Below are 22,292 nucleotides of genomic sequence, written 5' to 3' on the forward strand. Positions count from 1 at the left end.
CCACCGAGCCACCCACGCACCGAGCCACCCACGCACCGAGCCACCCACGCACCGAGCCACCCAAGCAACCCCGAGCCCACGCACCCGGCCCACAGCTCAGATCAAGCCTGCCAAGATCCCATCCACCAAGCGGACCGCCCCCACCGGAGCCCCGCCCCCCAACACCACCGGCTCAGCGAACCCAGGAACAGCCCACCCCAGCGCCCGCAGAACCCCGACCAGCACCGGAGTCCGTGGCCGGGCAGCCCCATCGTCGATCTTCATGGCCAGAGCGGTCCCGTCCGGCAGAGCCAAGGCGTGCACCCCCTCCGCCCCGCCTTTGACCAGCAGCCCAGGCACAGCACGCATCAAGTCCGTGTCGTCCCGGTCAGTCCCACCCACGAGATACGGATACGCCCGCATGGCGTCCGCGACCCGCCGCTCGCCAAGCGAAGCCGTCACCAGCCGGGCATACGCTGCGGCGAGCGCCGTAAGGGAGACCGCGAACAGCGGCGCCCCGCACCCGTCCACAGCGGGCGCGCCGAGAGCCTCCCCCGTCAGCGAGGCGATCGCGTCAGCGACCGCCGCCTGAACCGGATGTCCCGGAGCCAGATACCCGCCGGTGTCCCAGCCACGTTGGACGCAGGTGGCGAGCATCGCCGCGTGCTTGCCCGAGCAGTTCATCGCAGCGGCCCGGGGCCCGCCGCCCGCCGCGATGACGCGGTGGCGGCTGTCCTCGTGCATCGGCCAGTCGGGCGGGCAGCCGAGGTCGGACTCGGCCAAACCGTGCTTGGCGAGAATCCTGATCACCCGATCCACATGATCGGGTTCCCCGCTGTGTGAAGCGCAGGCCATCGCCAGATCGGCGTCGTCCGGGAGGTCGAGCCCCGCGCGGAGCAGGCCCACTGCCTGGAGGGGTTTGTTGCACGACCTGGTGAAGACCGGCTTGTCGACCTCGCCGACGGCCAGCCGGACGCGGCCGTCCGGGGCGAGGACGACGACCGAGCCGCGGTGGACCGATTCCACGACTCCGCCGCGCCGGACTTCGACCAGGATGGGGTTCAGCGCGGGGCTCCGCCGGGTTTCTTTCCCCGTTCGGCGGCCAGCAGGTCGTCCACCGAGGCGCTGCCCGCCCGGTAGCGGCTGCCGATCTGGTCGTTGAGCAGGTCCATCACCCGCTGCACTTCCCGTCTGCGCTGGGACACCGAGGCCTCTTCTTCCTCGTAGGTGCGCAGCGCCAGCGCGAGCCGGTCGTCGGGCAGGGACACCACGTCGGACAGGTCGGCGTCGGAGACCAGGGCCTCGACGTGCCTGCGGTGCGCTTCGGCGCGGGAGGGCTCCATGGTCTGGTACCGCCCGGAGCCCATGGCGGGGCCGACGGCGTTGTCCGAGAGGATCGCCGCGAGCTGGTCGACGACGGCGGTGGACCCGCCGGTGGCGCGGCGGCGCTGCTCGGCGCGGACGATGTCGATCCGCCCGTGCAGGAGCCTGCGCAGGTAGGACAGGTCGGTCTCCTCCTGCGCCGCGTCGTCGCGCCGGGCCCGGACCTCAACGAGGTCCAGCCGGTCCAAGCCCTCGACGTACTCCGGCGACAGCACCCTGTCGATGCGCCTACGCCCACCCGGGCGGACTTCGATCACGGGCACATCCTCCGACATATAGTGCTCGATGGCCATATCTTGACGACAATGGTGCTCAACTCGCCACCCCTAGAAGCACCTTCGCCTCGTCTGGACTCATCGGCGGCCGTTGCGCGATTCTTGCCAGTCCGGACGCTCTTGCGACCAGTTGGGCGTTGTCTTTCACCCGTTCGCCCCGCGCGTAGGACAGTGTGTCCTCCATTCCCACCCGGACGTGACCGCCCGCGGACAGCGCGGCGAGCAGCACCGGCAGGGATGTGCGGCCGACGCCCGTCGCGGAGAACGTGGCGCCTTCCGGGATCAGGCGCAGCGCGGCGGCCAGCGTCTCGGTGTCGCCCGCCATGCCGCCGGGGACGCCCATCACCAGGTCGAGGTGCACGTGGCCGCCAGCGGGCAGGCCGTGCTCGTCCAGCAGCCTGCGCAGGGCGGTGAGGTGGCCGATGTCGAAGATCTCGTACTCGGGGACGATGCCCCGGTCCCGCATCCGCTTGTGCAGTTCCACGATGAACGGCCAGCGGTTGACGAACACGTCGTCGCCGAAGTTGACCGTGCCCATCGTGCAGGACGCCGAGTCGGGCAGCGCGTCGAGCACGGCGAGCCGGTCTTTCTCCGAATCGGTCACCGCGCCCCCAGTGGACAGCTGCACGACCAGCCGCGTCTGCTCCCGCACCGCCGCCACTGTGTCGGTGAGCCGCTTGAGGTCCAGGGTCGGCTGGGCCGCGTCGTCGCGGATGTGGATGTGGATCATGGCGGCGCCGACCCGCTCGCAGTCCCGCGCGGTCTTCACCAGCTCGTCGAGGGTGACCGGGAGGTTGGGCACGTCGGTCTTGCTGTGCTCGGCCCCGGTCGGCGCGACCGTGATCACCGTGCCGTGGGAAGTCGGTGCCATGCCGCGCCTCAGCCGCGCAGGCCCTGCGCGGCGACCCGGCCCAGCGCCGGGGTGTCCTCGGGCACCGAGTCCGGGTCGATCGATGCCTGCGCCGCCTGCTCGCCCTCGCCCGCGACCAGCTCGACTCCCGGCTCCACCGACCGCTTGACCAGCGCCAACGCGATCGGCCCCAGCTCGTGGTGCTGCTCGACCGAGCCGACCCGGCCGACCACCCGCTCGCCGGCGAACACCGGGGCCCCGGTGTCGGGCAGGCCGTCCGCGGAGCCGTCCAGGTGCAGCAGCAGCATCCGCCGGGGCGGCCTGCCGACGTTGTGGACCTTCGAGACCGTCTCCTGGCCCCGGTAGCAGCCCTTGGCGACGTGCGCGGCGACGTGCACCCAGTTGACCTCGTGCGGGATCGTCTTCTCGTCGGTGTCGACGCCGAGCCGGGGCCGCACGGACTCCACGCGCAGCGCGTCGAACCCCCATGAGCCCATCGGCCGGGCGCCCGCGTCGGTCAGCCGCGTCCACCACGCGGCCAGCTCCGCGCGGGGAACCAGCAGGTCGGCTGCGTCGTGGCCGGGCCACGGCATCCGCCGCACGATGACATTCGAGCCATCCGAGGCTGTGTCGACTGATCCAGTGGCCACCGCGTAGTCGCCCACCGGCACCGGCAGGCCCGCCGCGGCCAGCAGGTCCGGCGTCTCAGGGCCCACCAGGGACAGCACGGCGCGCTCGGCGGTCGCGTCGCGCGGCTCCACCTTGGACCAGAACACCATCTGCTCCAGGTACGCCAGCAGGGCGACCCGCCCGCCGCGCGCCCCGGTCGCCGCCGCGCCGCGCTCGGTGTCGAGCCACACCACGCCGTCGGTGTGCGCGAGGAGCATGTGCGCGTCGACGCGGCCCTGGCTGTCGAGCACCAGCGCCTCGGTGCCCGCGCCATCGGCCAGGGCGGTGACGTGCTGGGAGATCACCAGGTGCAGCCAGGACAGCCGCTCGTCGCCGGGGACCGCGATCACCTCGCGGTGCGACCGGTCGACAACGGCGACCTTCCGCGCCGCGGCCCGCTGCTCCGCGAACGGGTCGCCGAAGTGCCAGGGCACCCCCGCGTCGATCGACTCGTCGGGCGGCGGGACGGCGCCGGGGAGGTCGAGGATCGGGGAGCGACTGGTCACTGGGTCTCCTGGGAGCAGCTTCGGCACGTGCCGGACAACGCGAGATGGCCTGCGTCCAAGACGAACCCGTGCGCCACCCGCAGCGTCCCGCACAGCTCGTCCATCACCGCCCGGGGCGATTCATCGATATGCCCGCAGCGGTGGCACACCAGGTGGACGTGCTGGTGCTCGTGGACGGAGTAGGTGGGCGCGCCGTGGCCGAGGTGCGTGTGGTGGACCAGGCCGAGGCCTTCCAGCAGCTCCAATGTCCGGTAGATCGTGGTGATGTTGACCGTCGGCGTGGTCCGCTGCACGTGCTGGCACACCTGTTCGGGGGTCGCGTGCTCCAGGTCGAGCAGCGCGTCGAGGACGAGTTGGCGCTGCGGCGTCATCCGCATCCCGCGTTGGTGCAGCGTCTCCCGCAACTCGGCGCGGCGCCGGGACATCGGGTGGGCGGTCTCCACATCGCCGATGGTAGGCCTTCACCGCGCGTAAGGTCGGTTCCATGCGCGTGCTGGCGATGCTGGACGGAACCCTGGCCGACCCCGACCGACCACACCTGCGTGTGGACGACCTCGGCGCGCTGCGCGGCGACGGCGTGTTCGAGACGGTCCTTGTGGTGGACGGCAAGCCCCGCGAACTGGGCCCCCACCTTGATCGTCTGGCCAGGTCAGCCGCGATGCTCGACCTCCCGGCCCCCGACCGCGCGGCCTGGGAGCGGGTGACCCAGGTCGTCATCGACGCCTGGAACCAGCCCGGCGAGATGGCACTGAAACTGGTCTACACCCGAGGCCCCGAATACGGCGACGGCACACCCACCGGCTACGCCCTCGGCCTCCCCTTGGCGGCGAAGGCCCTCCAGGAACGCGTGGCCGGTGTGGCGGCGGTCACCCTGGAACGCGGCTTCGACCCCGAGGTGGTCCCCCGCGCCCCCTGGCTGCTCCTGGGCGCGAAGACCCTGTCGTACGCGGTCAACATGGCGGCCCTGCGCCACGCCGCCACCCGAGGCGCCGACGAGGTCATCTTCGTGGCCGCCGACGAGACGGTGCTCGAAGGCCCCACCTCCACCGTGGTTGCCGTCAACGGCGCAACCCTGCGCACACCCCCACCGTCGAGCGGCATCCTCCCCGGCACCACCCAGGCCGCCCTGTTCCGCGCAGCCGAACGCGCGGGCTGGTCCACCAAGGTCGAACCCATCACCCGAGCCGACCTGGCCAATGCCGACGCCCTCTTCCTGGCCTCCAGCGTCCGCAAGATCACCCGCGTCCGCGAGTTGGACGGCGTCCCCCTCCCCGACGCCACCACCCGCCAAGCCGAACTGAACGCCCTCTACGAGTCCGAATACTCCTGACCTTCGACGGAGAGACGGACACGGAGCGCGCGAACCCCGCCCTCCTGCCACCTAGCCCGCCCATGCCAGGTGCCCGACCGGAGCGGGACAGCGAACCCGCACTTCTGCCAGGCCGAACCCGACCCTGCGAGCAACCCCACCCAAGCAACCCAGCGCACCAAGCAACCCAGCGTCACAAGTCCACCCGAGCACGCAGCCGCACTCTCGTTCCCGGCCGAGCCTGGCCCAACTCCGCCAGATAACGAGCAGGCACAACCCCGATCACCGGATACCCCCCAGTGGTCGGATGATCAGCCAGGAAGATCAACGGCCGCCCACTCGCGGGCACCTGCACCGCCCCCGTCACCACCCCTTCGCTGACCAGCTCACGCCCCGCGAATCCGGCCGCCCGCCGCAGCGGAGGCCCCAGCAACCGCAGTCCGACGCGATTGCTCTCCGGCGACACCGCCCACACCGCCGCCGCCAACTGCGCCGCCGGGTCCGCGAACCAGTCCTCCCGGGGCCCGAGGACCACCGGCACGGTCAGATGATCGGCCGGGCTGGGCGGCGGCACCGCGTCCTCCCCGACCGGCGGCCGCACCGGAACCCCCAGCGGCAGGACGTCCCCCACGCGCAGCGGCGCTGGCCCGATCCCGGACAGCAGGTCGGTGGACCGCGACCCCAGTTGCGCGGGCACGTCCAACCCGCCGGAAACCGCCAGGTAGCACCGCAGCCCCGCGACCGGCGACCCCAACTCCACCGTCTCCCCGGCTCGCAGGTGCACCGGCGCGTGCGACCCCACATCCCGGTCGCCCACGAAAACGGGAACGCTGGGGCCGGTCACCGCCACCGTGCACGAAGTCGAGGCCAGCAGCCGCAGCCCGCCGAGAACCGCCTCGATCCCCGCCGCCCCCTCAGCGTTGCCCGCGAGCCGGTTGGCCAGCCGAAGCGACGGCACGTCGAGCGCCCCAGACGGCGGCACCCCCAGGTGCGCGTGTCCCGGGCGGCCGAGGTCCTGGATGAGAGCCTGCGGCCCCGTGGCGAGCACGGTGACGGCTCGCATCAGGACACCGCCGAGAAGCGGACGCGGTCGCCGGGGGACAGCAGGGCGGCGGGGTCGCGGGTTGGGACGAACAACGGGTCGGCGTGGTCGGCCAGGCGGGCCAGCAGGCGCCAGCCGCCGGGGGACGGGCGCGGGTAGACGCCGGTGAACTCGCCTGCCACGCCCACCGCGCCTGCGGGGACGCGGGAGCGGGGAGTGTCCAGGCGCGGTTGCCGCAGGGGCTCCGGCAGGCCGGTCAGGTACGCGAAACCGGGTGCGAAGCCGCAGAACGCGACCGTGTACTCCGTGCCGGAGTGCAGGGCGACTGTCTCGCGCACGGTAAGACCCGCTGTCTCGGCCACCAGCTCCAAATCCGGCCCGTCGTAGACCACCGGTAGGACAACCTCATGCGAGGTGACGTCCGGAGCCTTGGACAGGTCTACCTGCTCCAAGACGTCTCGCACCCGACGGATACCCGAAGAACCAGCGCTGAAAGACACCATGACCGTACGGGCGGCGGGCACGAGGTCGACCAAGCCCGGCAGGTCCGCGGTGGCGAGGGCGGCGCGGGCGGCGGCGACCTCGGTCAGCGAGGCGAGTTCGACCAGGACCGCGTCCGGGCCGCACCGCCGCAGGCGCACGGAGTCGGGAGGGTCAGCCAACTACGCGGCGCAGGTATGCCGAGGTGTGCGGCTGTAGCTCCTGGCCCATCATGGCGCGTTCCTCGACGTAGGCGAGGTCGCCGTTGTTCACCAGGCCGTAGAGGCGCTTGGCGGCGTTGACCTCCTTGGCCGTCGAGGTGCGGGTGACCAGGTCGGTGGCCAGTTCCCAGGAGGTCTGGCCGCGCGGGGCGCCGTAGTAGATCTCCGAGACGCCGGTGGCGTGCGCGAGCAGCACCTCGATGGTGTCGTCGGCCTGCGGGCGCCACCAGCCGACCTCGCGGGCGGCGGGGCGGATGACCTTGCCGTCGGCGTCGAGGAGCCAGGCGCGCGCCTCGTAGGACAGGAACGGCCTGCCGTCGTGCGCGAAGGTGATCTGCTGTCCGAACTTGATGGGCCCGTCGATGGTCGGGTAGACCACCTCGCCCTCGCCGCGCCACACGCCGACCAGGGGCAGCAGGGCGAGGCAGGCGTCGTTGAGGTTCGGGCCCTCGCGCAGGTTCGCGGTGTCCGCCGGGATCGGCAGGTCGTCGAACTGCGGCAGGTTCCGGTGCCGGGTCGCCTCGGCGCGCTCGGCGGCGGCCTGCAGGGCCGCGTCGCCGCTGCCGGGGACCGGATCGGATTGCGCCATGCTCAGCGCTGGTCGGCGTAGAGCCGGTAGACCACGTAGACCGCGAACCAGGTGGTGAGCAGGCCCATGATCACCAGCAGCGAGGTGAAGAAGATTTCCACGCCTGGCAGGATAGCCCGTCCGGTCCCCGATGACTGTGCGCGGGCGGGGTGGCGGGAATCTCACCGGGTGGGGTGGTGGGAGTTGTCAGAGAGACGCGAAGGCGGGGACGCCCGCCTTGGAGAGCGTGACCGAAACCCGCGCTTTGCGGATGAGCGGGCGGGTCTTGCGGAGGCTGATGTGGGCCGCGCACTCGCAGTCGGGGTCCAGCGGGGCCGGGCAGTGCACCAGGCCGGTGCGCAGCGCGTCGACGGCCGCCTCGGTCAGCTCCCAGGACCACCACATGTCCCACTCCTCCTCCCACGGCGGGGCGAAGCAGTCGTGGGAGAAGTGCGCCACCGAGCCGTGCGCCTTGGGGCACGCGAAGGCCGTGGTGTGGTCGTAGACCACGTTGTGCCCGTCGTCGCCGTGTGGCACTCCCCGTTTGTCGATCATGACGACGGCCTCGACCGGGTCGCCGCACTCTCCGCACGTGCTCATGACGGCCATCTTTACCCGCGAGACGGCAAGAGGTCCGGGAGTTCGGTGAACTCCCGGACCTCTTAACGGTCTTGCGCGGCACTCAGCCGACGGCGACGGCGACCTCGTGTAGGCCGGGGCCGTCGGCGTTGACCTTGGCTTCGCCGTTGCCGTTGCGGTGCAGGGCGCGCACGGTCCACTCGCCGGGGGCGGCGAAGAAGCGGAAGTCGCCCGCGGCCGAGGACACGACCTCGGCGGTGAACTCGCCGGTCGAGTCCAGCAGCCGCACGAACGCGCCGCCGACGGGCTCGCCACCACTGGTGACCTTGCCGTTCAGGACGATTTCCTTGCCCGCGTCCACGTTCGCGGGCAGGGCAGCACCCTGCTCGGGGGCGCCACAGGAGTCAGCCATCTGAGTTCACCTTTCGGGGGTTGTCGCTTACGCGCCGATTTCGACCGGGACGCCGACCAGGGAGCCGTACTCGGTCCACGAGCCGTCGTAGTTCTTCACGTCCTCGTAGCCCAGCAGCTCGTGCAGGGCGAACCAGGTGTGTGAGGAGCGCTCGCCGATGCGGCAGTACGCCACGGTGGCCTTGCCCTCGTCCAGTCCGGCTTCCTGGTAGAGCTCGCGGAGTTCGTCGTTGGACTTGAAGGTGCCGTCCTCGTTGGCCGCTTTGCTCCACGGCACGTTGATCGCGCTGGGGATGTGGCCCTTGACCTGCGCCTGCTCCTGCGGCAGGTGCGCGGGGGCGGACAGCTTGCCGGAGAACTCGTCGGGCGAGCGGACGTCGACGAGGTTCTTGGTGTTGATCGCGGCCACGGCCTCGTCGCGGAACGCGCGCAGCGACAGGTCCTGCTCCTTGGCGCTGTAGGTCGTCTCCGGGCGGCTCACCGGGTCGGCGCTGAGCGGGCGGCCGTCGAGCTCCCACTTCTTGCGGCCGCCGTCGAGCAGCTTGACCGACTCGTGGCCGTAGAGCTTGAAGTACCAGTACGCGTAGGCGGCGAACCAGTTGTTGTTGCCGCCGTAGAGGACCACGGTGTCGTCGTTGCCGATGCCGCGCGCGGAGAGCAGCTTCTCGAAGCCCGCGCGGTCGACGAAGTCGCGGCGAACCGGGTCCTGCAGGTCCTGGCGCCAGTCGACCTTCACCGCACCCGGGATGTGGCCGGTGTCGTAGGCGCTCGCGTCCTCGTCTACCTCGACAAACACCACTCCGGGCGTCTCAAGGTTCTCCTCGGCCCACTGTGCCGTAACCAGCACGTCTTCGCGGCTCATCGGGCGGTTCCCACTTTCTTGTTGATGATGGACAGACGGTTGAGCAGCAGATACGCCTCGCAGCCGAGGCAGAACCCGAACGCGGCGTTCAGGAAGGCCGCGGCGAGCGCGAACGCGGTCGCCACGACCCCGAGGGCGACGAGCCCACTGGCGTAGCCGAGCACGCCGACGACGGCGAACCCGAAGCCGACGCCCTGGGCGAAGCGCAGCGGCGCGACATCCTCACGCTCGTCGGTCGGCGCGAGCCGGGGCGCGACGAGGACGCGGTAGAGCACCGAGTACGGGGAATGGCGCGGCCCGGCGAACGCGCCGAGCGCGAACACCACGGCCTGCGCGGCGAGCAGCGGCCACCAGCCGGTGACCAGCACCGCGACCAGCACGGCGGTGGTCACCCAGGCGGCGAACCGCGGCCCGCGCGGGTCGACAGTCCGGCCGGACGGCTGGGCGGCTAGTTGTGCGGATTGGTGCGGACTGGGCTCTGTCGGTCCAGACACTGTGGCCTCCTGACCTGGACGCGGGATCGGGGTCCGATGGGGCGGGCGCGGCGGGGCCGCGGACTGCCGCCCGGTCAGATCGATGCCCGACACAGGCTGCTGTCGACACGGCAGAAGTCCACCGTGCGACGCCTGGTCAGGTAGCTGGTCACGGCCGGGAGCTTACCGCCAGTTCCTGGAGGTGGGAGGGGCTGCCCACTTGGTGAGACAGGCCGGACGGCCCTTGCGAAACCCGTAAGCGCAGGTGACGAGGGTCAGGCAGGCAGGTGCGGGCGCAGCGCGGCGAGCAGATCGTTCCGTTTCGGCACCCCTCCGACCCGCAGGAGTTCCACTCCGTGGGCATCGACGGCCAGCGTCGTGGGCGTGCGCAGGACCGCGAGCGCGGCGGCCAGCGCGGGCCGGTCGGTGAGGTCGATGTCGGTGTGCGCGAGGCCGTCGGTGCGGTCCGCGAGGTCGGACAGGACCACCCGGGCGTGCCTGCACGGCGTGCAGAAGGTGGTGGAGAGCTGGACGAGGGTGACCGCGGCGGCCGGGTCCAGCACCGCCCGCACGTCCTCGGGCACCTTGTCCACCGGCTGACCGCTCACCGGCTCACTGCTCACCGACCCGCTGTTCCCAGACCCGCTGTTCCCAGACCCGGTGTCGGCGGACGGGGCGGCCGCGGTCACGCGGATCCTGCCGTCTCGCGCGCGCAGCGCCAGGCCCGCCGCCGCGGCCAGCAGCAGCGTGCCCAGCGCCACGAGCGCGCCGGTCATCGGCCCAGGACCACGTCGGTGGCCTTGCCCTTGACCGAGAGCAGGCCCGGCTCGACGGTCACCGCGGTCGGGGTGACCTTGAACGGCAGGCCGCCCGGGTCGAGGGTGATCGCGAACAGCGGCAGCACCTTCGCCTGCAGGGCGGCGGGCAGCTGCGCCGAGGAGGCCGAGTTGCGCAGTTCGAGGCGCTTGGGCGAGACCTCGATGCTGCCCTCGACCAGGGAGATGATCGAGAACACGCACAGCTCGGTCGACTGGCCCGCGATGTCGGCCGTCCCGCACAGCTTCACGCCCGCGGTGGTGCCCTCCTGGTCGGCGACCTCGCTGGTGTCCTCCTCGGTTTCGCCGCCCTCGGCGGGCACGGTGTTGACCGTCTGCACGCTGACCGGGTCGACGGTGAGGTTGTTGATCACCCTGACGACCTCGTTGCTGTTCTGCTGGATGGCGCGGTTGACGTCGGCGGCCTTGACCTTGACCTGGCCCTCGACCTCGCGGACCGGCACCCCGGTGAGCGACCCGCTCACCAGCTCCGACAGCGGCGCCTGCACGCCGCGCAGGTCGGCGTGCACCTCGACGTCGCGCAGGGCGTCCTTGACCGGCACCCCCTTGGCGTCGACGGTGACCAGGTCGTACTCGCCGGAGACGGCCTGGACGAGGAAGGAGAACCCGCCGACCTTCACCGAGGGGTGGTCGCGCAGCCCGAACTGCTGCTGCGCCCGCTTGGACACCTCGTGCTCGAACACCGCAGCGGCGCCGAAGTCGGCGGCCACCAGCAGGGCGAGCAGCACCACCAGCGTGATGACGAGGCGCCGCACGGCCTTGGAGCGGCCCCGCCTCGGGGCCGCCTGCGGCCTTCCGGAGTTCGTCATGGTCGTCATACGCCACCCGTCCGTGTTCACAGTCCGTGTTCGGCAGGCATGGGCGGTCCGCCCGCACTGCCGGTTACTGCCCAGTTACCCGCTTCGCGCGGGGTCCCACCGTCAATGATCCTGGTCCCCGCCCCGCGCCATCGGTGGGGTAGGCCACCGCGGCTGGCAAGCACACTCAGCGTACGCAGTGCGCCCGGCCGGGGCCGCCGATCTTCACGAAAGTCGAGGTCGCGAAACCCGCTCACGTTGCCCCCTGTGGCCATCTTTCGCGGCTTGACTCCCGTGTAACAGGTGTTTCACAAACCATTCCGTGACAGGGTTTGAAAACGCGGCCAGGTGCGCCAATCGGCAGGTGGACACTGGATTAACGCAGCCGTAACACGCCGCCCGGGGGTCGCGGGATGCCCAGGTCCCCTGCGTGCATGCGTGTGATGCGGACGTCACGACCACGACATTTGCCGAGTACGAGGGTTATTCTCCTGCCAGCCGAAATCGAAACCCCCCGATCGGGGACCGCACCCCAACGACGCGGAGCGGATTCACGCAAGAGAGAGGCGGACTCGGATGAGCCTCGACCTGCTGCTGCTGACCGCCGACCCGGAGCCCGGATCCGTGCTCCCGTCGCTGATGCTTCTCCCGCACACGGTGCGCACCCAGGCGCCGGAGGTCACCGCCCTGCTTGAGGCGGGTTCCCGCGACGCGGTCGTCGTGGACGCCCGCACCGACCTGGCCGCCGCCAAGAGCCTGTGCCGCCTGCTCACCAGTGGCGGCGACAGCTGCCCTGTCCTCGCCGTGGTCAACGAGGGTGGCCTGGTGGCCATCAACAGCGACTGGCGCATCGACGAGATCCTGCTGCCCACCGCGGGCCCGGCCGAGGTCGACGCCCGCCTGCGGCTGCTGACCTCGCGCGGCCCCGCTGGCGTCGCCGCGGACGGCGCGCTGCGCCTCGGCGAGCTCGTCATCGATGAGGCCACCTACATGGCCCGCCTGCGCGGGCGCCCGCTCGACCTCACCTACAAGGAGTTCGAGCTGCTCAAGTACCTCGCGCAGCACGCAGGCCGGGTGTTCACCCGGGCGCAGCTGCTGCAGGAGGTGTGGGGTTACGACTTCTTCGGCGGCACCCGCACGGTCGACGTGCACGTCCGGCGGCTGCGCGCCAAGCTCGGCCCGGAGCACGAGCAGATGATCGGCACCGTGCGCAACGTCGGCTACAAGTTCGTGCAGCCGCCCAAGGCCGGTGGCGCCCGCCGCGAGGCCGAGTCGATGCCGGAGCCCGACTTGGCCGTCTACCCGGTCGACATTCGGTAAGTCCGGCTAAGACAGCCAGATAGGACAGACAGCCAGATAGGACAGACAGCTAGATAGGACAGACAGCTAGATGGGACAGACAGTCAGGACGGTCGCAAGAGCATGGCGGTAAGTAACGTCGGCCAAGTGACCGAACTGACCTGGGTGGCCGACTCCCCGGCCGCCGTCGAGAAGATCCGCCCGCTGCTGCTCGCCGCCCGGACCGCGGACGGCCGACCCGAGGCTCTGCCCGAGGGGCCGCTGCCCCGCGAGTTCCGCGGCGGCGAGCACCTGCTGGCTGTGGACGGCGACGTGCTCGCAGGCTATGCCCACCTGGACACCGGCGGCGACGCGTTCGGCCGCCAGGTCGCCGAGGTCGTGGTCCACCCCGACGCCCGCCGCCGCGGCATCGGCTCCGCCCTGGTCGCCGCCGTGCTCGCGCGGGCGGCCGAAGGCGTGCGGATCTGGGCGCACGGCGAGCACCCCGCCGCCGCCCGCGTCGCCGCCAGGCTCGGCCTCGAACCGGTCCGCGAACTGCTGACGATGCGGCTTGAGTTCGCAGGCGAGGTCCCGCGTCCGGTCTGGCCCGAGGGCGTGCGGGTCCGCGCGTTCGAGCCGGGGCGCGACGAGGAAGCCCTGGTCGAGGTCAACCGGCGGGCCTTCGACTGGCATCCCGAGCAGGGGGCGCTGACCGTCGCGGACGTGCTCGCCACCGAGGCCGAGCCCTGGTTCGACCCGGCAGGCCTCTTCCTCGCTGTCGGCTCTGACGGTCGGATCCTCGGTTTCCACTGGACCAAGGTCCACTCGGACGGCGTCGGTGAGGTGTATGTCGTCGGCGTCGATCCCGCGGCGCAGGGCGGCGGCCTGGGCAAGGCGCTCACCCTCGTCGGGCTGGCCCACCTGCGGGCGGCAGGCGTCCCCGCGGTGATCCTCTATGTCGAGGCCGACAACAAACCCGCCATTGCGGTATACAGTCGATTGGGGTTCGTCCGTTCGGCCGCCGACGTTCAGTACGCCGTACGAACACAGCGCGCATCCGGGTGATCACGGAGAAAAATCCCAGGTCACGGGCAGGCCACAGGCGAGCTTCGGCAATGTCGCGGCGTCCATATAGACGGCCTTGTTCACTTGCCGTTCACCTCTAGAAGGGGGTGCGTCCACCACCGCTGCCTAGCGTCGCCGGCGAGGCGGCTGGCCTGGTGTCACGCCGCGACCTGAGAAGACTCCTGCTGGAGGAATCACTGTGATCATCAAGCGGCCCGCGTCCGTGCTGGGCATCATCGCGGCAGGCGCCCTCGCGCTCTCGGCGTGCGGCAGCGACGCCAACACCCCGGCGGGTGGCAGCTCCTCCGGGGCAGCCGCGCCCACCAACAGCGCCCCGGTCGAGTGCGGTGGCAAGAAGGCCCTGGTCGCGGAGGGTTCCAGCGCGCAGAAGGGCGCCATCGAGGCGTTCACCGCCGCCTACGGCGTCAAGTGCCCGGACTACCAGCTCTCCTACACCCCGTCCGGCTCCGGCGCGGGCGTGAAGCAGTTCACCGCGGGCATCGTCGACATCGGCGGCAGCGACTCGGCGCTGAGCAAGGACAAGGGCGAGGTCGACGCGGCCGCGCAGCGCTGCCAGAGCAACCCGGCGTGGAACCTGCCGCTGGTCTTCGGCCCGGTCGGCATCGCCTACAAGCTCGACGGCGTCACCGACCTGACCCTGACCCCCGAGGTCACCGCCAAGATCTTCAGCGGCGCGGTCGCCAAGTGGAACGACCCGGCCATCACCGCGATCAACAGCGGCGTGAGCCTGCCGGACAAGGCGATCACGGTCATCTACCGCGGCGACGAGTCGGGCACCACCGACAACTTCCAGAAGTACCTCAAGGCCGCGGGCAAGGGCGCGTGGACCAAGGACGCAGGCAAGAAGTTCAACGGCGGCGTCGGCCAGGGCGCGCAGGGCTCCGCGGGTGTCGCGGACGCCATCGGCGCCGGTGACGGCACCATCGGCTACATCGAGTGGTCCTACGTCCAGGACAAGAAGCTGTCCGCCGCCAAGATCGACAGCGGTTCCGGCGCGGTCGCGCTCGGCGCCGAGGGCGCCGCGAACGCGATCAAGTCCGCCACGCTCAAGGGCGAGGGCAACGACCTGGTCATCGACCTCGACGCGCTCTACGCCAGCAACACCGCGGGCGCCTACCCGCTGGTGCTCGCGACCTACGAGATCGTCTGCTCCAAGGGCTACGACCCCGACACCGCCAAGGCCGTGAAGGCGTTCCTCACCGTCGCGGCCACCGACGGCCAGGCCGCGCTCGCCGACGCGGGCTACGTCCCGCTGCCGAACGAGTTCCAGGCGAAGCTGCTGACCGCGATCGCGGCGATCGCGTAAGCGGCACTGGCACACTGCTAGCAGAGATGACGATATGAGCGATTCCGACATGGTCGGACGCCCCGCGGCCCCCGGTGCGAGCACCGGCGGGGCGCGGGGCGGCGTTGCGTCCAAGACCGCACCGGAGGCACCGATTTCATCCACCGCGCCGGGCAAGGGTGGCCCTTCCACCAAGAAGACTCCGCCCGCCGAGCCCACTCCGGCCGCCAAGGTTGTCACCCGACCCGGTGACAAGATCTTCAAGACGTTGACTGTCGGGTCCGGCGTCTTCGTCGTTGCCATGATCGTGCTGATCGGCGTCTTCCTGCTGATCCAGGCGATCCCGTCGCTGGTCGACAACGACGCGAACTTCCTGTTCAGCAGAGTGTGGGACGCCGAGCCGCCGGACCTGGCCTTCGGTGTGCTCGACCTGCTGCTGGTCACCGTGTTCAGCTCGGTGTTCGCGCTGCTCATCGCGATGCCGGTGTCGCTGGGAATCGCGCTGTTCCTGACCCAGTACGCCCCGCGCAGGCTCGCCCGGCCGTTCGCCTACCTGGTCGACCTGCTCGCCGCGGTCCCGTCGATCATCTACGGCCTCTGGGGCGCCTACGTGCTCGCGCCCGCGCTGGCCCCGATCAGCACGTGGCTCAACGAGAACCTCGGCTGGATTCCGCTGTTCGCCACCGGCAGCTCCAACCTGGCCATCGGCCAGACGATCTTCACCGCGGGAATCGTGCTCGCCGTGATGCTGCTGCCGATCATCACCGCGATCAGCCGCGAGGTGTTCGACCGCACGCCGTCGATGCAGATCGAGGGCGCGCTCGCGCTCGGCGCCACCAAGTGGGAGGTCGTGCGCACGACCGTGCTGCCCTTCGGCAAGGCGGGCTACATCAGCGCGTCGATGCTGGGGCTCGGCCGCGCGCTGGGCGAGACCATCGCCGTGCTGATCATCCTGAGCTCCACCAACCAGAACTTCGGGTTCAGCCTGTTCGACGGCGGCGACACGATCGCGTCGAAGATCGCCCGTGCGGCCCAGGAGTTCAACGACCCGCGCGGCGCGGGCGCCTACATCGCCGCTGGCCTCGTGCTGTTCATCCTGACCTTCGTGGTCAACGCGTTCGCCCGGTCCATCATCGCCGGTCACAAGGAGTACGAATGACCACAGCGACTGACCTCGACCGGCCCGCGGCCCCGCCCGCGTTCCAGGAAGTCAACTCGGCCCGCAGGCTCAAGAACCGGCTGGCCACGATCCTGGTCGGCTTCGCCTTCCTGATCGCCCTGGCGCCGCTGGTGTGGCTGCTGATCACCGTGCTCGCCAAGGGCTTCGAGCACGTCCTCAACGTCGACTGGTGGCAGAAGTCGCTGGCGGGCCTGACCTCCCGACAGTTCGGCGGCGGCGTCTACCACGCGATCATCGGCACCCTGTTCCAGGGCCTGATCTGCGCCGTCATCGCCGTGCCGATCGCCATCCTGGTGGCGATCTACCTCGTCGAGTACGGCAAGCGCTCCCGGCTGGCGAAGGCGGTGACCTTCACCGTCGACATCCTCTCCGGCGTGCCATCGATCGTCGCGGCGCTGTTCATCTACGCGCTGTGGGTCACCACGCTCGGAATGCCGCGCAGCGCGTTCGCGGTGTCGCTGGCGCTGGTGCTGCTGATGATCCCGGTCGTCGTGCGGACGACCGAGGAACTGCTCAAGATCGTCCCCGACGAGTTGCGCGAGGCCGCGTACGCGCTGGGCATCCCCAAGTGGAAGACCATCGTCAAGATCGTCATCCCGACCGCGATGTCCGGCATCATCACCGGCATCACCCTGGCCATCGCCCGCGTCATGGGCGAGACCGCGCCGGTGCTCGTCCTGGTCGGCTACACCGTGTTCATCAACTACGACCCGTTCGGCGGCAACATGTCCTCCCTGCCGCTGCTCATGACCTCCGAGCGGCTCACCACGAACGAGGTGGGCGAGGCCCGGGTCTGGGGAGCCGCGGTCACGCTGATCCTCATCATCACCGTGTTCAACCTGCTGGGATCGCTGATCTCACGGCTGACGTCCCTGAAGACCAAGTAAGGCAGCGATCATGGCCAAGCGCATAGATGTGAAGGACCTGAACCTGTACTACGGCAAGTTCCACGCCGTGGACAGCGTCTCGCTGGCAGTGCCGCCGCACAGCGTCACCGCGTTCATCGGCCCGTCGGGCTGCGGCAAGTCGACCGTCCTGCGGTCGCTCAACCGTATGCACGAGGTGATCCCGGGCGCCCGCGCGGAAGGCAAGGTGCTCCTCGACGGCGAGGACGTCTACGCCTCGTCGGTCGACCCGGTGTCGGTGCGCCGCACCATCGGCATGGTGTTCCAGCGGCCCAACCCGTTCCCGACCATGTCCATCCGCGACAACGTCGTGGCCGGGCTCAAGCTCGCGGGCGAGCGCGACAAGCGCAAGCTCGACCGGGTCGCCGAGGAGGCCCTGCGCGGCGCCAACCTCTGGGCCGAGGTCAAGGACCGCCTCAACCGCCCCGGCGGCGGCCTCTCCGGCGGCCAGCAGCAGCGGCTGTGCATCGCCCGGGCCATCGCCGTGCGGCCGGACGTGCTGCTGATGGACGAGCCGTGCTCGGCGCTGGACCCGATCTCCACCCTGGCGATCGAGGACCTGATCGGCGAGCTCAAGAAGGACTACACGATCGTCATCGTCACCCACAACATGCAGCAGGCCGCCCGGGTGAGCGACCAGACGGCGTTCTTCAACCTCGCGGGCGTCGGGCAGCCCGGCCGCCTGGTCGAGGTGGACGACACCGAGCGGATCTTTTCCAACCCCGGCCAGAAGGCGACCGAGGACTACATCTCGGGCCGTTTCGGCTGAGCCATTCGGCTCGGTTCGTCGCCGATCGTCACTGTCAGTTCAGGTCCCCCGTGCGGTTCGCCCGTACGGGGGACCTGCGCGTTTCCGGGGAACTTTCGTCTTTCCCATCTCGTCACAGTCAAGGCGAGCGCCGGACCGGATTGGTACGGTGCCCTTGGCTTGTGTGATTGATGTTGTGTGCGGATGTGGCTTCGGGTGGGCGGACAGACCAGGGGGTGGCATGTACATCGATGAGGGCGGCAACGCGCCATTGAGCCCGATCGGCAAGGCCATGAGCGACTTCGCGGGGAACGCGGCCGCGGGCAAGTTCGCGGTGAACGAGAAGGGCGGCGAGGCCCTGCTGCGGGCCATCCGCGAGATGGCCGCCTGGGTCGACTCCGAGCAGGAAAGGCTGCATGTGCTCGAACAGGAGCCGATGCTCGGCAGCAGCAACAACGCCGAGGTCATGAAGCCGCTGTTGGTGCAGGTCGCGACCGACGACCGGGGCTTCCTGACGCAGCTCAGGCAGTTCCGCGAGTCGCTGATCAAGGCGGAAGAGGGCATCCAGCAGGCCATGGCCAACTACGTGCGCACCGACGAGTCCAACGCGGGCACGTTCACCGGCTGACCGATCCGCTCGAACACGCTAAAAGGGGAACAGTGAGGCATTCGCTCTGGTTGGCTCCGGCACTCGCCGTCGTGATGGCGGGGGGAGCCGCGTGCTCCACCGAGACCCCGGGCAACCCGACCGCGGAGCCGGGCCCGGTCCAGCCGAGCACAGCCAGCCCCGGGTCATCGACCACGTCGACGCCACCGTCCTCGACCAAGACGTCGGCGAACGGAGCCGACTCGCCCTTGACCGAGGTCAAGCCCTGCGATCTGCTGCCGGAGTCCGCGTTCGGGTCGCTGGGCATCACCAAGAGCATGGGCGAAGAGAAAATCGGCCCGGCCCGGACATGCTCTTATCGCGTCGAGAAGGCCAGCATCGCCGACAGCTACAACCTCAGCGTCGCGCTCTTCGACAAGCTGGGGCTCGCCGACGTCGTGGCCTATGGCGAGAAGAAGCCGTTGAAGGTCAATTCGCGCGACTCCGAACAGAGCCTGCGCGGCGTGGGTGGCGGGTGCGCGATCACCCTGGCCGTGACAGCGAAGTCGCGGGTGGATGTCATGGCGACCGGCGGCGACGGCGCGAAGCTGTGCGCGCCCGCGCTGACGGCCGCGCAGCTAGTCGAGCCCCGATTGCCCTGAACCAAGGGGGAGGTTGAGCCACATGCCCGGACCGGTCAGAACCGCGTACACCCCGCACCAAGGGGACCGCGCGACCACCGACGTGTCGAACCCGTCGAGTCGGAACTACGACCCGAGCCACCCGTCGTACGACCCGACGTACGACTCGGGGAGCCCGGTCTACATCGACCGGACGGGCACCTCCGACACCCGCGGCGACGTCCGCGAGCAGGCTGAGCAGCGCGTCGACCAGGAAATCGAGAACGCCCCCTGGTACGAGGTCTGGAAGCAGTTCACCCGCAACAGCGAGATCAGCGAGCAGTACAACCAGGGGATGAACTCCCAGGCCAACCAGCTCGCACAAGGCCTGGCGATGCGGCCGACGGCCGCGATGCAGTGCTCCAACTACCTCAGCATCGAGCACGGCTCGCTCAAGCCCATGGTGACCGAGTCGGTCGATCCCGACCAGATCGGCGAGATCGGCGACCTGTACCTCAACGCGGGCAACGCGATGGCCCAGTTCCAGGACACCGTCGCCGCCGCGATCAACGACAGCCAGGCCGACTGGCAGGGCTCCGCGGGTGACTCCGCCCGCAGGTTCATGGCCGACATCGGCAACTGGGTCGGCAAGGCTGGGCAGAGCGCGCAGCTCGCCGGAACGCAGACCGGCATCCAGGCCGAAGCGCTGGCCGAGGCGAAGAACTCGATGCCAGAAGAGGTCCCGTTCGACGCGGACGCGGCCAACCGCGACCTGATGAACACGACCGACCCGATCGAGTTGATGCGCAAGAACGACCAGTACCAGGCGCAGTACCGGGAAAGCCAGGCCGCGCACGAGGAAGCCGCCCGGGTCGTCGGCTCCTACGACAGCACGCTGAGCAGCTCGTCGGCCATGCCCGCCTTCGACGCGCCGCCGCAGATGGGCGGCGGCGGCTCCGACGAGGGCGACCGCCCCGGCGGCGACGACCGCGTCCAGCGGCCCGGTGACAGCACCGTCGACGTCAACCGCGACGGCGGCACCGGCCGCGACGGCTCGATCGACCAGCACCCGCGGCTTCCGCCCGACCGTCCGCCCGTCGCGCCGCCGCCCGGCGGCATCGACACCCACACCGACCCCAATGGCGACTCCGGCGACCAGGGCAGGCGGCCCCCGGTGACCCCGCTGCCGCACCCGAACCCCGGCGGCAACAACGGCACCGGCCCCGGCGGCTTCGACGGCTCCATCCCCAACCAGCCCGGCGGTGGCGGCCAGCTTCCCGGTGGCGGCAACCAGCAGGGCGGCCACGCGGGCTTCCCTGGCGGCATCCCGCCGATGGCGGGCGGGATGGGACCCGGCGGCGGTGACACCGCCCGCGGTGGTCGCGGCGGCTTCGGCGGCGGCGGTGGCCGTGGCGGCTTCGGGCCCGGCGGCGGTTTCGGCGCGGGCGCAGGGGCGGGCGGTAGTGGCGGTTTCGGCGGCAAGGCCGGACCGATGGGCCCAGGCGTCGGGGCGGGCGCGGGCGCGCTCGCAGCGGAGCACGCGGCCACCGGTGGCCGCGGCGGTGGCCCGATGGGCGCGGCAGGCGGCCGCGGCGGGGCCGGGATGGGCGCGGGCATGGGCGCCGGTGGCGCCCGCGGCCAGGGCGGCGAGGACGAAGAGCACTCGCGGCCGTCGTACCTGGTCGAGGCCGACCCGGACGAGGTGTTCGGCACCGACGAGATGACCGCTCCCCCAGTGATCGGCGGCTAACGCCAGATGCCACGCTCGTTCTCGCTGTCCCTCGCCGCGGTGGACATGCTGTCGCAGGCGCTGCGGGTCAACTGCAGGCTGTTCCCATTCGAGATCCCCAGCTTCGGTCAACTCGAAGAGGACCGGAACCGCATCGCGAAGGTCGTGTTCACCGACCTGTCCAACCGCGGCCTGATCCACCACTCGGAGGTCGACCCGGACGTCGCGGCCGCGCTGACGGTCACCAGCGACCACGACATCGGCATCGGCATGATGGGCACCGTCAACCACGACCGCCGCATCCGCGCCCGCGCCGCCGCTGCGGGTTCCACCGCGGTCTTGGCCATCCAAGAGGGCCAAAGCATCCAGTTCGACCTGATCAGCCCCGCGGCCCTCGCCCGCAGCCTGGTCGCGCTGCTGCCCCCCGCCCAAGCCGGACCGGGCCAGTCAGTGCAGGTCATCGAAGCCGCCCCCCAACCCCGCGACGACTCCGGCGGCGGCTTCGTCCAACCGGTCCGCGCCCCCCGCACCAACACCGACGCCCAACTGCGCATGGCCGCCGCCATGCTCGAACGCCCCCGCACCGGCTACGGCTTCTTCACCGTCAGCGGCCGAGGCAGACACGGCCGCGAGGTAGACGCGGGCACCGTCAGCTGGATCGACACCGACGCGGGCCGCTACCTCTCCCTAAGCCGCCCAGAACCCAACGGCGCCATCCGCGCCACCTACTCCCCCGCGGACAACGCCCGCCTGGCCCAACAACTAGGCGACCTCATCCTGTCGGCAGCCCCCACCACCAGGCCCTGACCAGGAGCACACCCGCCCTCCTGCCAAAACCAAGCCTGCCCCTGCCACGTGCCCGATGCGAGCGAGGCAGCACACCCGCCCCCCACTCAAACGGAAACGTCCGCTCGCCGGGTGCTCCACCCCATCGAGCCAACCCCGAACCCAGAGCCAGGCTCAGACGTCTTCATCCCCGAACGAGCCAGGCATACGGCCGGTAACAACGAACACGACCCGCTTGGCGACCGAAACAGCATGGTCCGCGTAGCGCTCGTAGAAGCGCCCCAGCAGGGTCACGTCGACCGCCGACGCCACCCCATGCGGCCAGTCCTTGTTCATGATCACGGTGAACAGGTGGCGGTGCAGGTCGTCCATCTCGTCGTCGGCGTCTTCCAAAGCGCGCGCGGCGGCGACGTCCTGGCTGCGGATGACGGCCTCGGCCTTGCGGGCCAGTTGGACCGCGACCCGGCCCATCTCGGCGAAGTAGCCGTGCACCGGCTCCGGCAGCACCGGGGACGGGTGCCTGCGGCGGGCCGCCTTGGCCACGTGCAGGGCCAGGTCGCCCATGCGCTCCAGGCTTTCCGCGGCGTGGATGGCCGCGAGCACCGTGCGCAGGTCGGTCGCCACCGGGGCCTGCAGAGCGAGCAGCGCGTAGGCGTGCTCCTCGCAGGCGGAGCGGGCGTCGTCGATTTTCTCGTCGCCGCTGATGACCTGTTCGGCGATGCTCAGGTTCGTCTCCAGCAGAGCGCGCGTGGCGAGCTCCATCGCCTCGGCGACCATAGAGCACATGCCACCCAGGTGGTCGGCGAGCTGTCCAAGTTCGAGATGGTAGGCCTCACGCATGGCCCACAG

Annotated in this window: 26 protein-coding genes; 11 read left to right on the top strand and 15 right to left on the bottom strand. The window is 70.6% G+C overall.

Annotated features, from left to right (window positions below; all coding sequences use genetic code 11):
• Window positions 1-96 precede the first annotated feature (96 nt).
• Genes BLS56_RS12830 through BLS56_RS12850 form a run of 5 tightly spaced genes read right to left on the bottom strand, consistent with a single transcriptional unit; the run spans window position 97 to window position 4,087 of the window.
• On the bottom strand, window positions 97-1,044 hold the full coding sequence (locus BLS56_RS12830; RefSeq protein WP_091450237.1) for an asparaginase: 948 nt from the start codon (window positions 1,042-1,044) through the stop codon (window positions 97-99).
• The gene (locus BLS56_RS12835) at window positions 1,041-1,619 is read right to left on the bottom strand and encodes an RsiG family protein (protein ID WP_091450414.1); all 579 of its coding nucleotides are present in this window, start codon (window positions 1,617-1,619) and stop codon (window positions 1,041-1,043) included. The genes BLS56_RS12830 and BLS56_RS12835 overlap by 4 nt, the downstream gene beginning before the upstream one ends.
• A gap of 55 nt (window positions 1,620-1,674) precedes the next feature.
• Window positions 1,675-2,508: a BKACE family enzyme gene (locus BLS56_RS12840; protein WP_091450238.1), complete on the bottom strand. Its 834-nt coding sequence runs from the start codon at window positions 2,506-2,508 to the stop codon at window positions 1,675-1,677.
• Between the two features lie 8 nt (window positions 2,509-2,516).
• Window positions 2,517-3,662 (bottom strand): CAF17-like 4Fe-4S cluster assembly/insertion protein YgfZ, encoded by a 1,146-nt coding sequence (ygfZ, locus tag BLS56_RS12845; protein WP_091450239.1) that lies wholly within the window; start codon window positions 3,660-3,662, stop codon window positions 2,517-2,519.
• A complete protein-coding gene (locus BLS56_RS12850) occupies window positions 3,659-4,087 on the bottom strand; it encodes a Fur family transcriptional regulator (RefSeq protein WP_091450415.1) in 429 nt (142 codons plus the stop codon). Before BLS56_RS12850 ends, ygfZ begins: the two co-directional genes overlap by 4 nt.
• A 59-nt stretch (window positions 4,088-4,146) precedes the next feature.
• Here BLS56_RS12850 and BLS56_RS12855 point away from each other — a divergent pair, with 59 nt between their 5' ends.
• On the top strand, window positions 4,147-4,992 hold the full coding sequence (locus BLS56_RS12855; RefSeq protein WP_091450240.1) for an aminodeoxychorismate lyase: 846 nt from the start codon (window positions 4,147-4,149) through the stop codon (window positions 4,990-4,992).
• A 172-nt stretch (window positions 4,993-5,164) separates the two neighbouring features.
• Here the strand turns inward: BLS56_RS12855 and BLS56_RS12860 are convergent, their stop codons facing one another.
• The 9 genes from BLS56_RS12860 to BLS56_RS12900 form a co-directional block, all read right to left on the bottom strand.
• Window positions 5,165-6,034: a 5-oxoprolinase subunit C family protein gene (locus BLS56_RS12860; RefSeq protein WP_091450241.1), complete on the bottom strand. Its 870-nt coding sequence runs from the start codon at window positions 6,032-6,034 to the stop codon at window positions 5,165-5,167.
• Complete coding sequence (locus BLS56_RS12865) at window positions 6,034-6,654, bottom strand: 5-oxoprolinase subunit B family protein (RefSeq protein WP_091450242.1); 621 nt, start codon at window positions 6,652-6,654, stop codon at window positions 6,034-6,036. Before BLS56_RS12865 ends, BLS56_RS12860 begins: the two co-directional genes overlap by 1 nt.
• Window positions 6,655-6,667: 13 nt before the next feature.
• Window positions 6,668-7,303 (bottom strand): FABP family protein, encoded by a 636-nt coding sequence (locus BLS56_RS12870; RefSeq protein ID WP_091450243.1) that lies wholly within the window; start codon window positions 7,301-7,303, stop codon window positions 6,668-6,670.
• A gap of 186 nt (window positions 7,304-7,489) precedes the next feature.
• Complete coding sequence (locus BLS56_RS12875) at window positions 7,490-7,882, bottom strand: hypothetical protein (protein ID WP_139190647.1); 393 nt, start codon at window positions 7,880-7,882, stop codon at window positions 7,490-7,492.
• An 82-nt stretch (window positions 7,883-7,964) separates the two neighbouring features.
• A complete protein-coding gene (locus tag BLS56_RS12880; protein WP_091450245.1) occupies window positions 7,965-8,273 on the bottom strand; it encodes a DUF1416 domain-containing protein in 309 nt (102 codons plus the stop codon).
• 27 nt (window positions 8,274-8,300) lie between these two features.
• Window positions 8,301-9,134, bottom strand: a complete 834-nt coding sequence (locus BLS56_RS12885; protein ID WP_091450246.1) for a sulfurtransferase — start codon at window positions 9,132-9,134, stop codon at window positions 8,301-8,303.
• Window positions 9,131-9,628 (bottom strand): DUF4395 domain-containing protein, encoded by a 498-nt coding sequence (locus BLS56_RS12890; RefSeq protein ID WP_091450247.1) that lies wholly within the window; start codon window positions 9,626-9,628, stop codon window positions 9,131-9,133. The genes BLS56_RS12885 and BLS56_RS12890 overlap by 4 nt, the downstream gene beginning before the upstream one ends.
• 254 nt (window positions 9,629-9,882) lie before the next feature.
• A complete protein-coding gene (locus tag BLS56_RS12895; protein WP_091450248.1) occupies window positions 9,883-10,383 on the bottom strand; it encodes a TlpA family protein disulfide reductase in 501 nt (166 codons plus the stop codon).
• Window positions 10,380-11,261: an LmeA family phospholipid-binding protein gene (locus BLS56_RS12900; RefSeq protein WP_091450249.1), complete on the bottom strand. Its 882-nt coding sequence runs from the start codon at window positions 11,259-11,261 to the stop codon at window positions 10,380-10,382. Before BLS56_RS12900 ends, BLS56_RS12895 begins: the two co-directional genes overlap by 4 nt.
• 555 nt (window positions 11,262-11,816) lie before the next feature.
• Between BLS56_RS12900 and BLS56_RS12905 the strand changes: the two genes are divergently transcribed.
• From BLS56_RS12905 to BLS56_RS12950, 10 genes are all read left to right on the top strand, one after another.
• Window positions 11,817-12,560 carry a winged helix-turn-helix transcriptional regulator gene (locus tag BLS56_RS12905; RefSeq protein WP_091450250.1) on the top strand — a complete coding sequence of 248 codons (744 nt, stop codon included), beginning with the start codon at window positions 11,817-11,819 and terminating at the stop codon, window positions 12,558-12,560.
• Between the two features lie 126 nt (window positions 12,561-12,686).
• Window positions 12,687-13,583, top strand: coding sequence for a mycothiol synthase (mshD, locus tag BLS56_RS12910; RefSeq protein WP_228771594.1), 897 nt, complete (start codon window positions 12,687-12,689; stop codon window positions 13,581-13,583).
• Window positions 13,584-13,782: 199 nt separating this feature from the next.
• On the top strand, window positions 13,783-14,910 hold the full coding sequence (pstS, locus tag BLS56_RS12915) for a phosphate ABC transporter substrate-binding protein PstS (RefSeq protein ID WP_091450252.1): 1,128 nt from the start codon (window positions 13,783-13,785) through the stop codon (window positions 14,908-14,910).
• Between the two features lie 34 nt (window positions 14,911-14,944).
• The gene (gene pstC, locus BLS56_RS12920) at window positions 14,945-16,048 is read left to right on the top strand and encodes a phosphate ABC transporter permease subunit PstC (protein ID WP_175482799.1); all 1,104 of its coding nucleotides are present in this window, start codon (window positions 14,945-14,947) and stop codon (window positions 16,046-16,048) included.
• Window positions 16,045-16,956: a phosphate ABC transporter permease PstA gene (pstA, locus tag BLS56_RS12925; protein WP_091450253.1), complete on the top strand. Its 912-nt coding sequence runs from the start codon at window positions 16,045-16,047 to the stop codon at window positions 16,954-16,956. Before pstC ends, pstA begins: the two co-directional genes overlap by 4 nt.
• Window positions 16,957-16,966: 10 nt before the next feature.
• Window positions 16,967-17,743, top strand: a complete 777-nt coding sequence (gene pstB, locus BLS56_RS12930; protein WP_091450254.1) for a phosphate ABC transporter ATP-binding protein PstB — start codon at window positions 16,967-16,969, stop codon at window positions 17,741-17,743.
• A 220-nt stretch (window positions 17,744-17,963) separates the two neighbouring features.
• The gene (locus tag BLS56_RS12935) at window positions 17,964-18,350 is read left to right on the top strand and encodes a hypothetical protein (protein ID WP_228771595.1); all 387 of its coding nucleotides are present in this window, start codon (window positions 17,964-17,966) and stop codon (window positions 18,348-18,350) included.
• A gap of 74 nt (window positions 18,351-18,424) precedes the next feature.
• A complete protein-coding gene (locus tag BLS56_RS12940; protein ID WP_228771621.1) occupies window positions 18,425-18,970 on the top strand; it encodes a DUF3558 family protein in 546 nt (181 codons plus the stop codon).
• Window positions 18,971-18,992: 22 nt separating this feature from the next.
• A complete protein-coding gene (locus BLS56_RS12945) occupies window positions 18,993-20,678 on the top strand; it encodes a hypothetical protein (RefSeq protein ID WP_091450256.1) in 1,686 nt (561 codons plus the stop codon).
• 6 nt (window positions 20,679-20,684) lie between these two features.
• Window positions 20,685-21,464, top strand: a complete 780-nt coding sequence (locus BLS56_RS12950) for an ESX secretion-associated protein EspG (RefSeq protein WP_091450257.1) — start codon at window positions 20,685-20,687, stop codon at window positions 21,462-21,464.
• A 153-nt stretch (window positions 21,465-21,617) separates the two neighbouring features.
• Here BLS56_RS12950 and phoU read toward each other — a convergent pair whose 3' ends face one another.
• The gene (phoU, locus tag BLS56_RS12955; protein ID WP_091450258.1) at window positions 21,618-22,283 is read right to left on the bottom strand and encodes a phosphate signaling complex protein PhoU; all 666 of its coding nucleotides are present in this window, start codon (window positions 22,281-22,283) and stop codon (window positions 21,618-21,620) included.
• Window positions 22,284-22,292: the final 9 nt, after the last annotated feature.

Source organism: Actinokineospora iranica (assembly GCF_900101685.1).
GTDB lineage: Bacteria > Actinomycetota > Actinomycetes > Mycobacteriales > Pseudonocardiaceae > Actinokineospora > Actinokineospora iranica.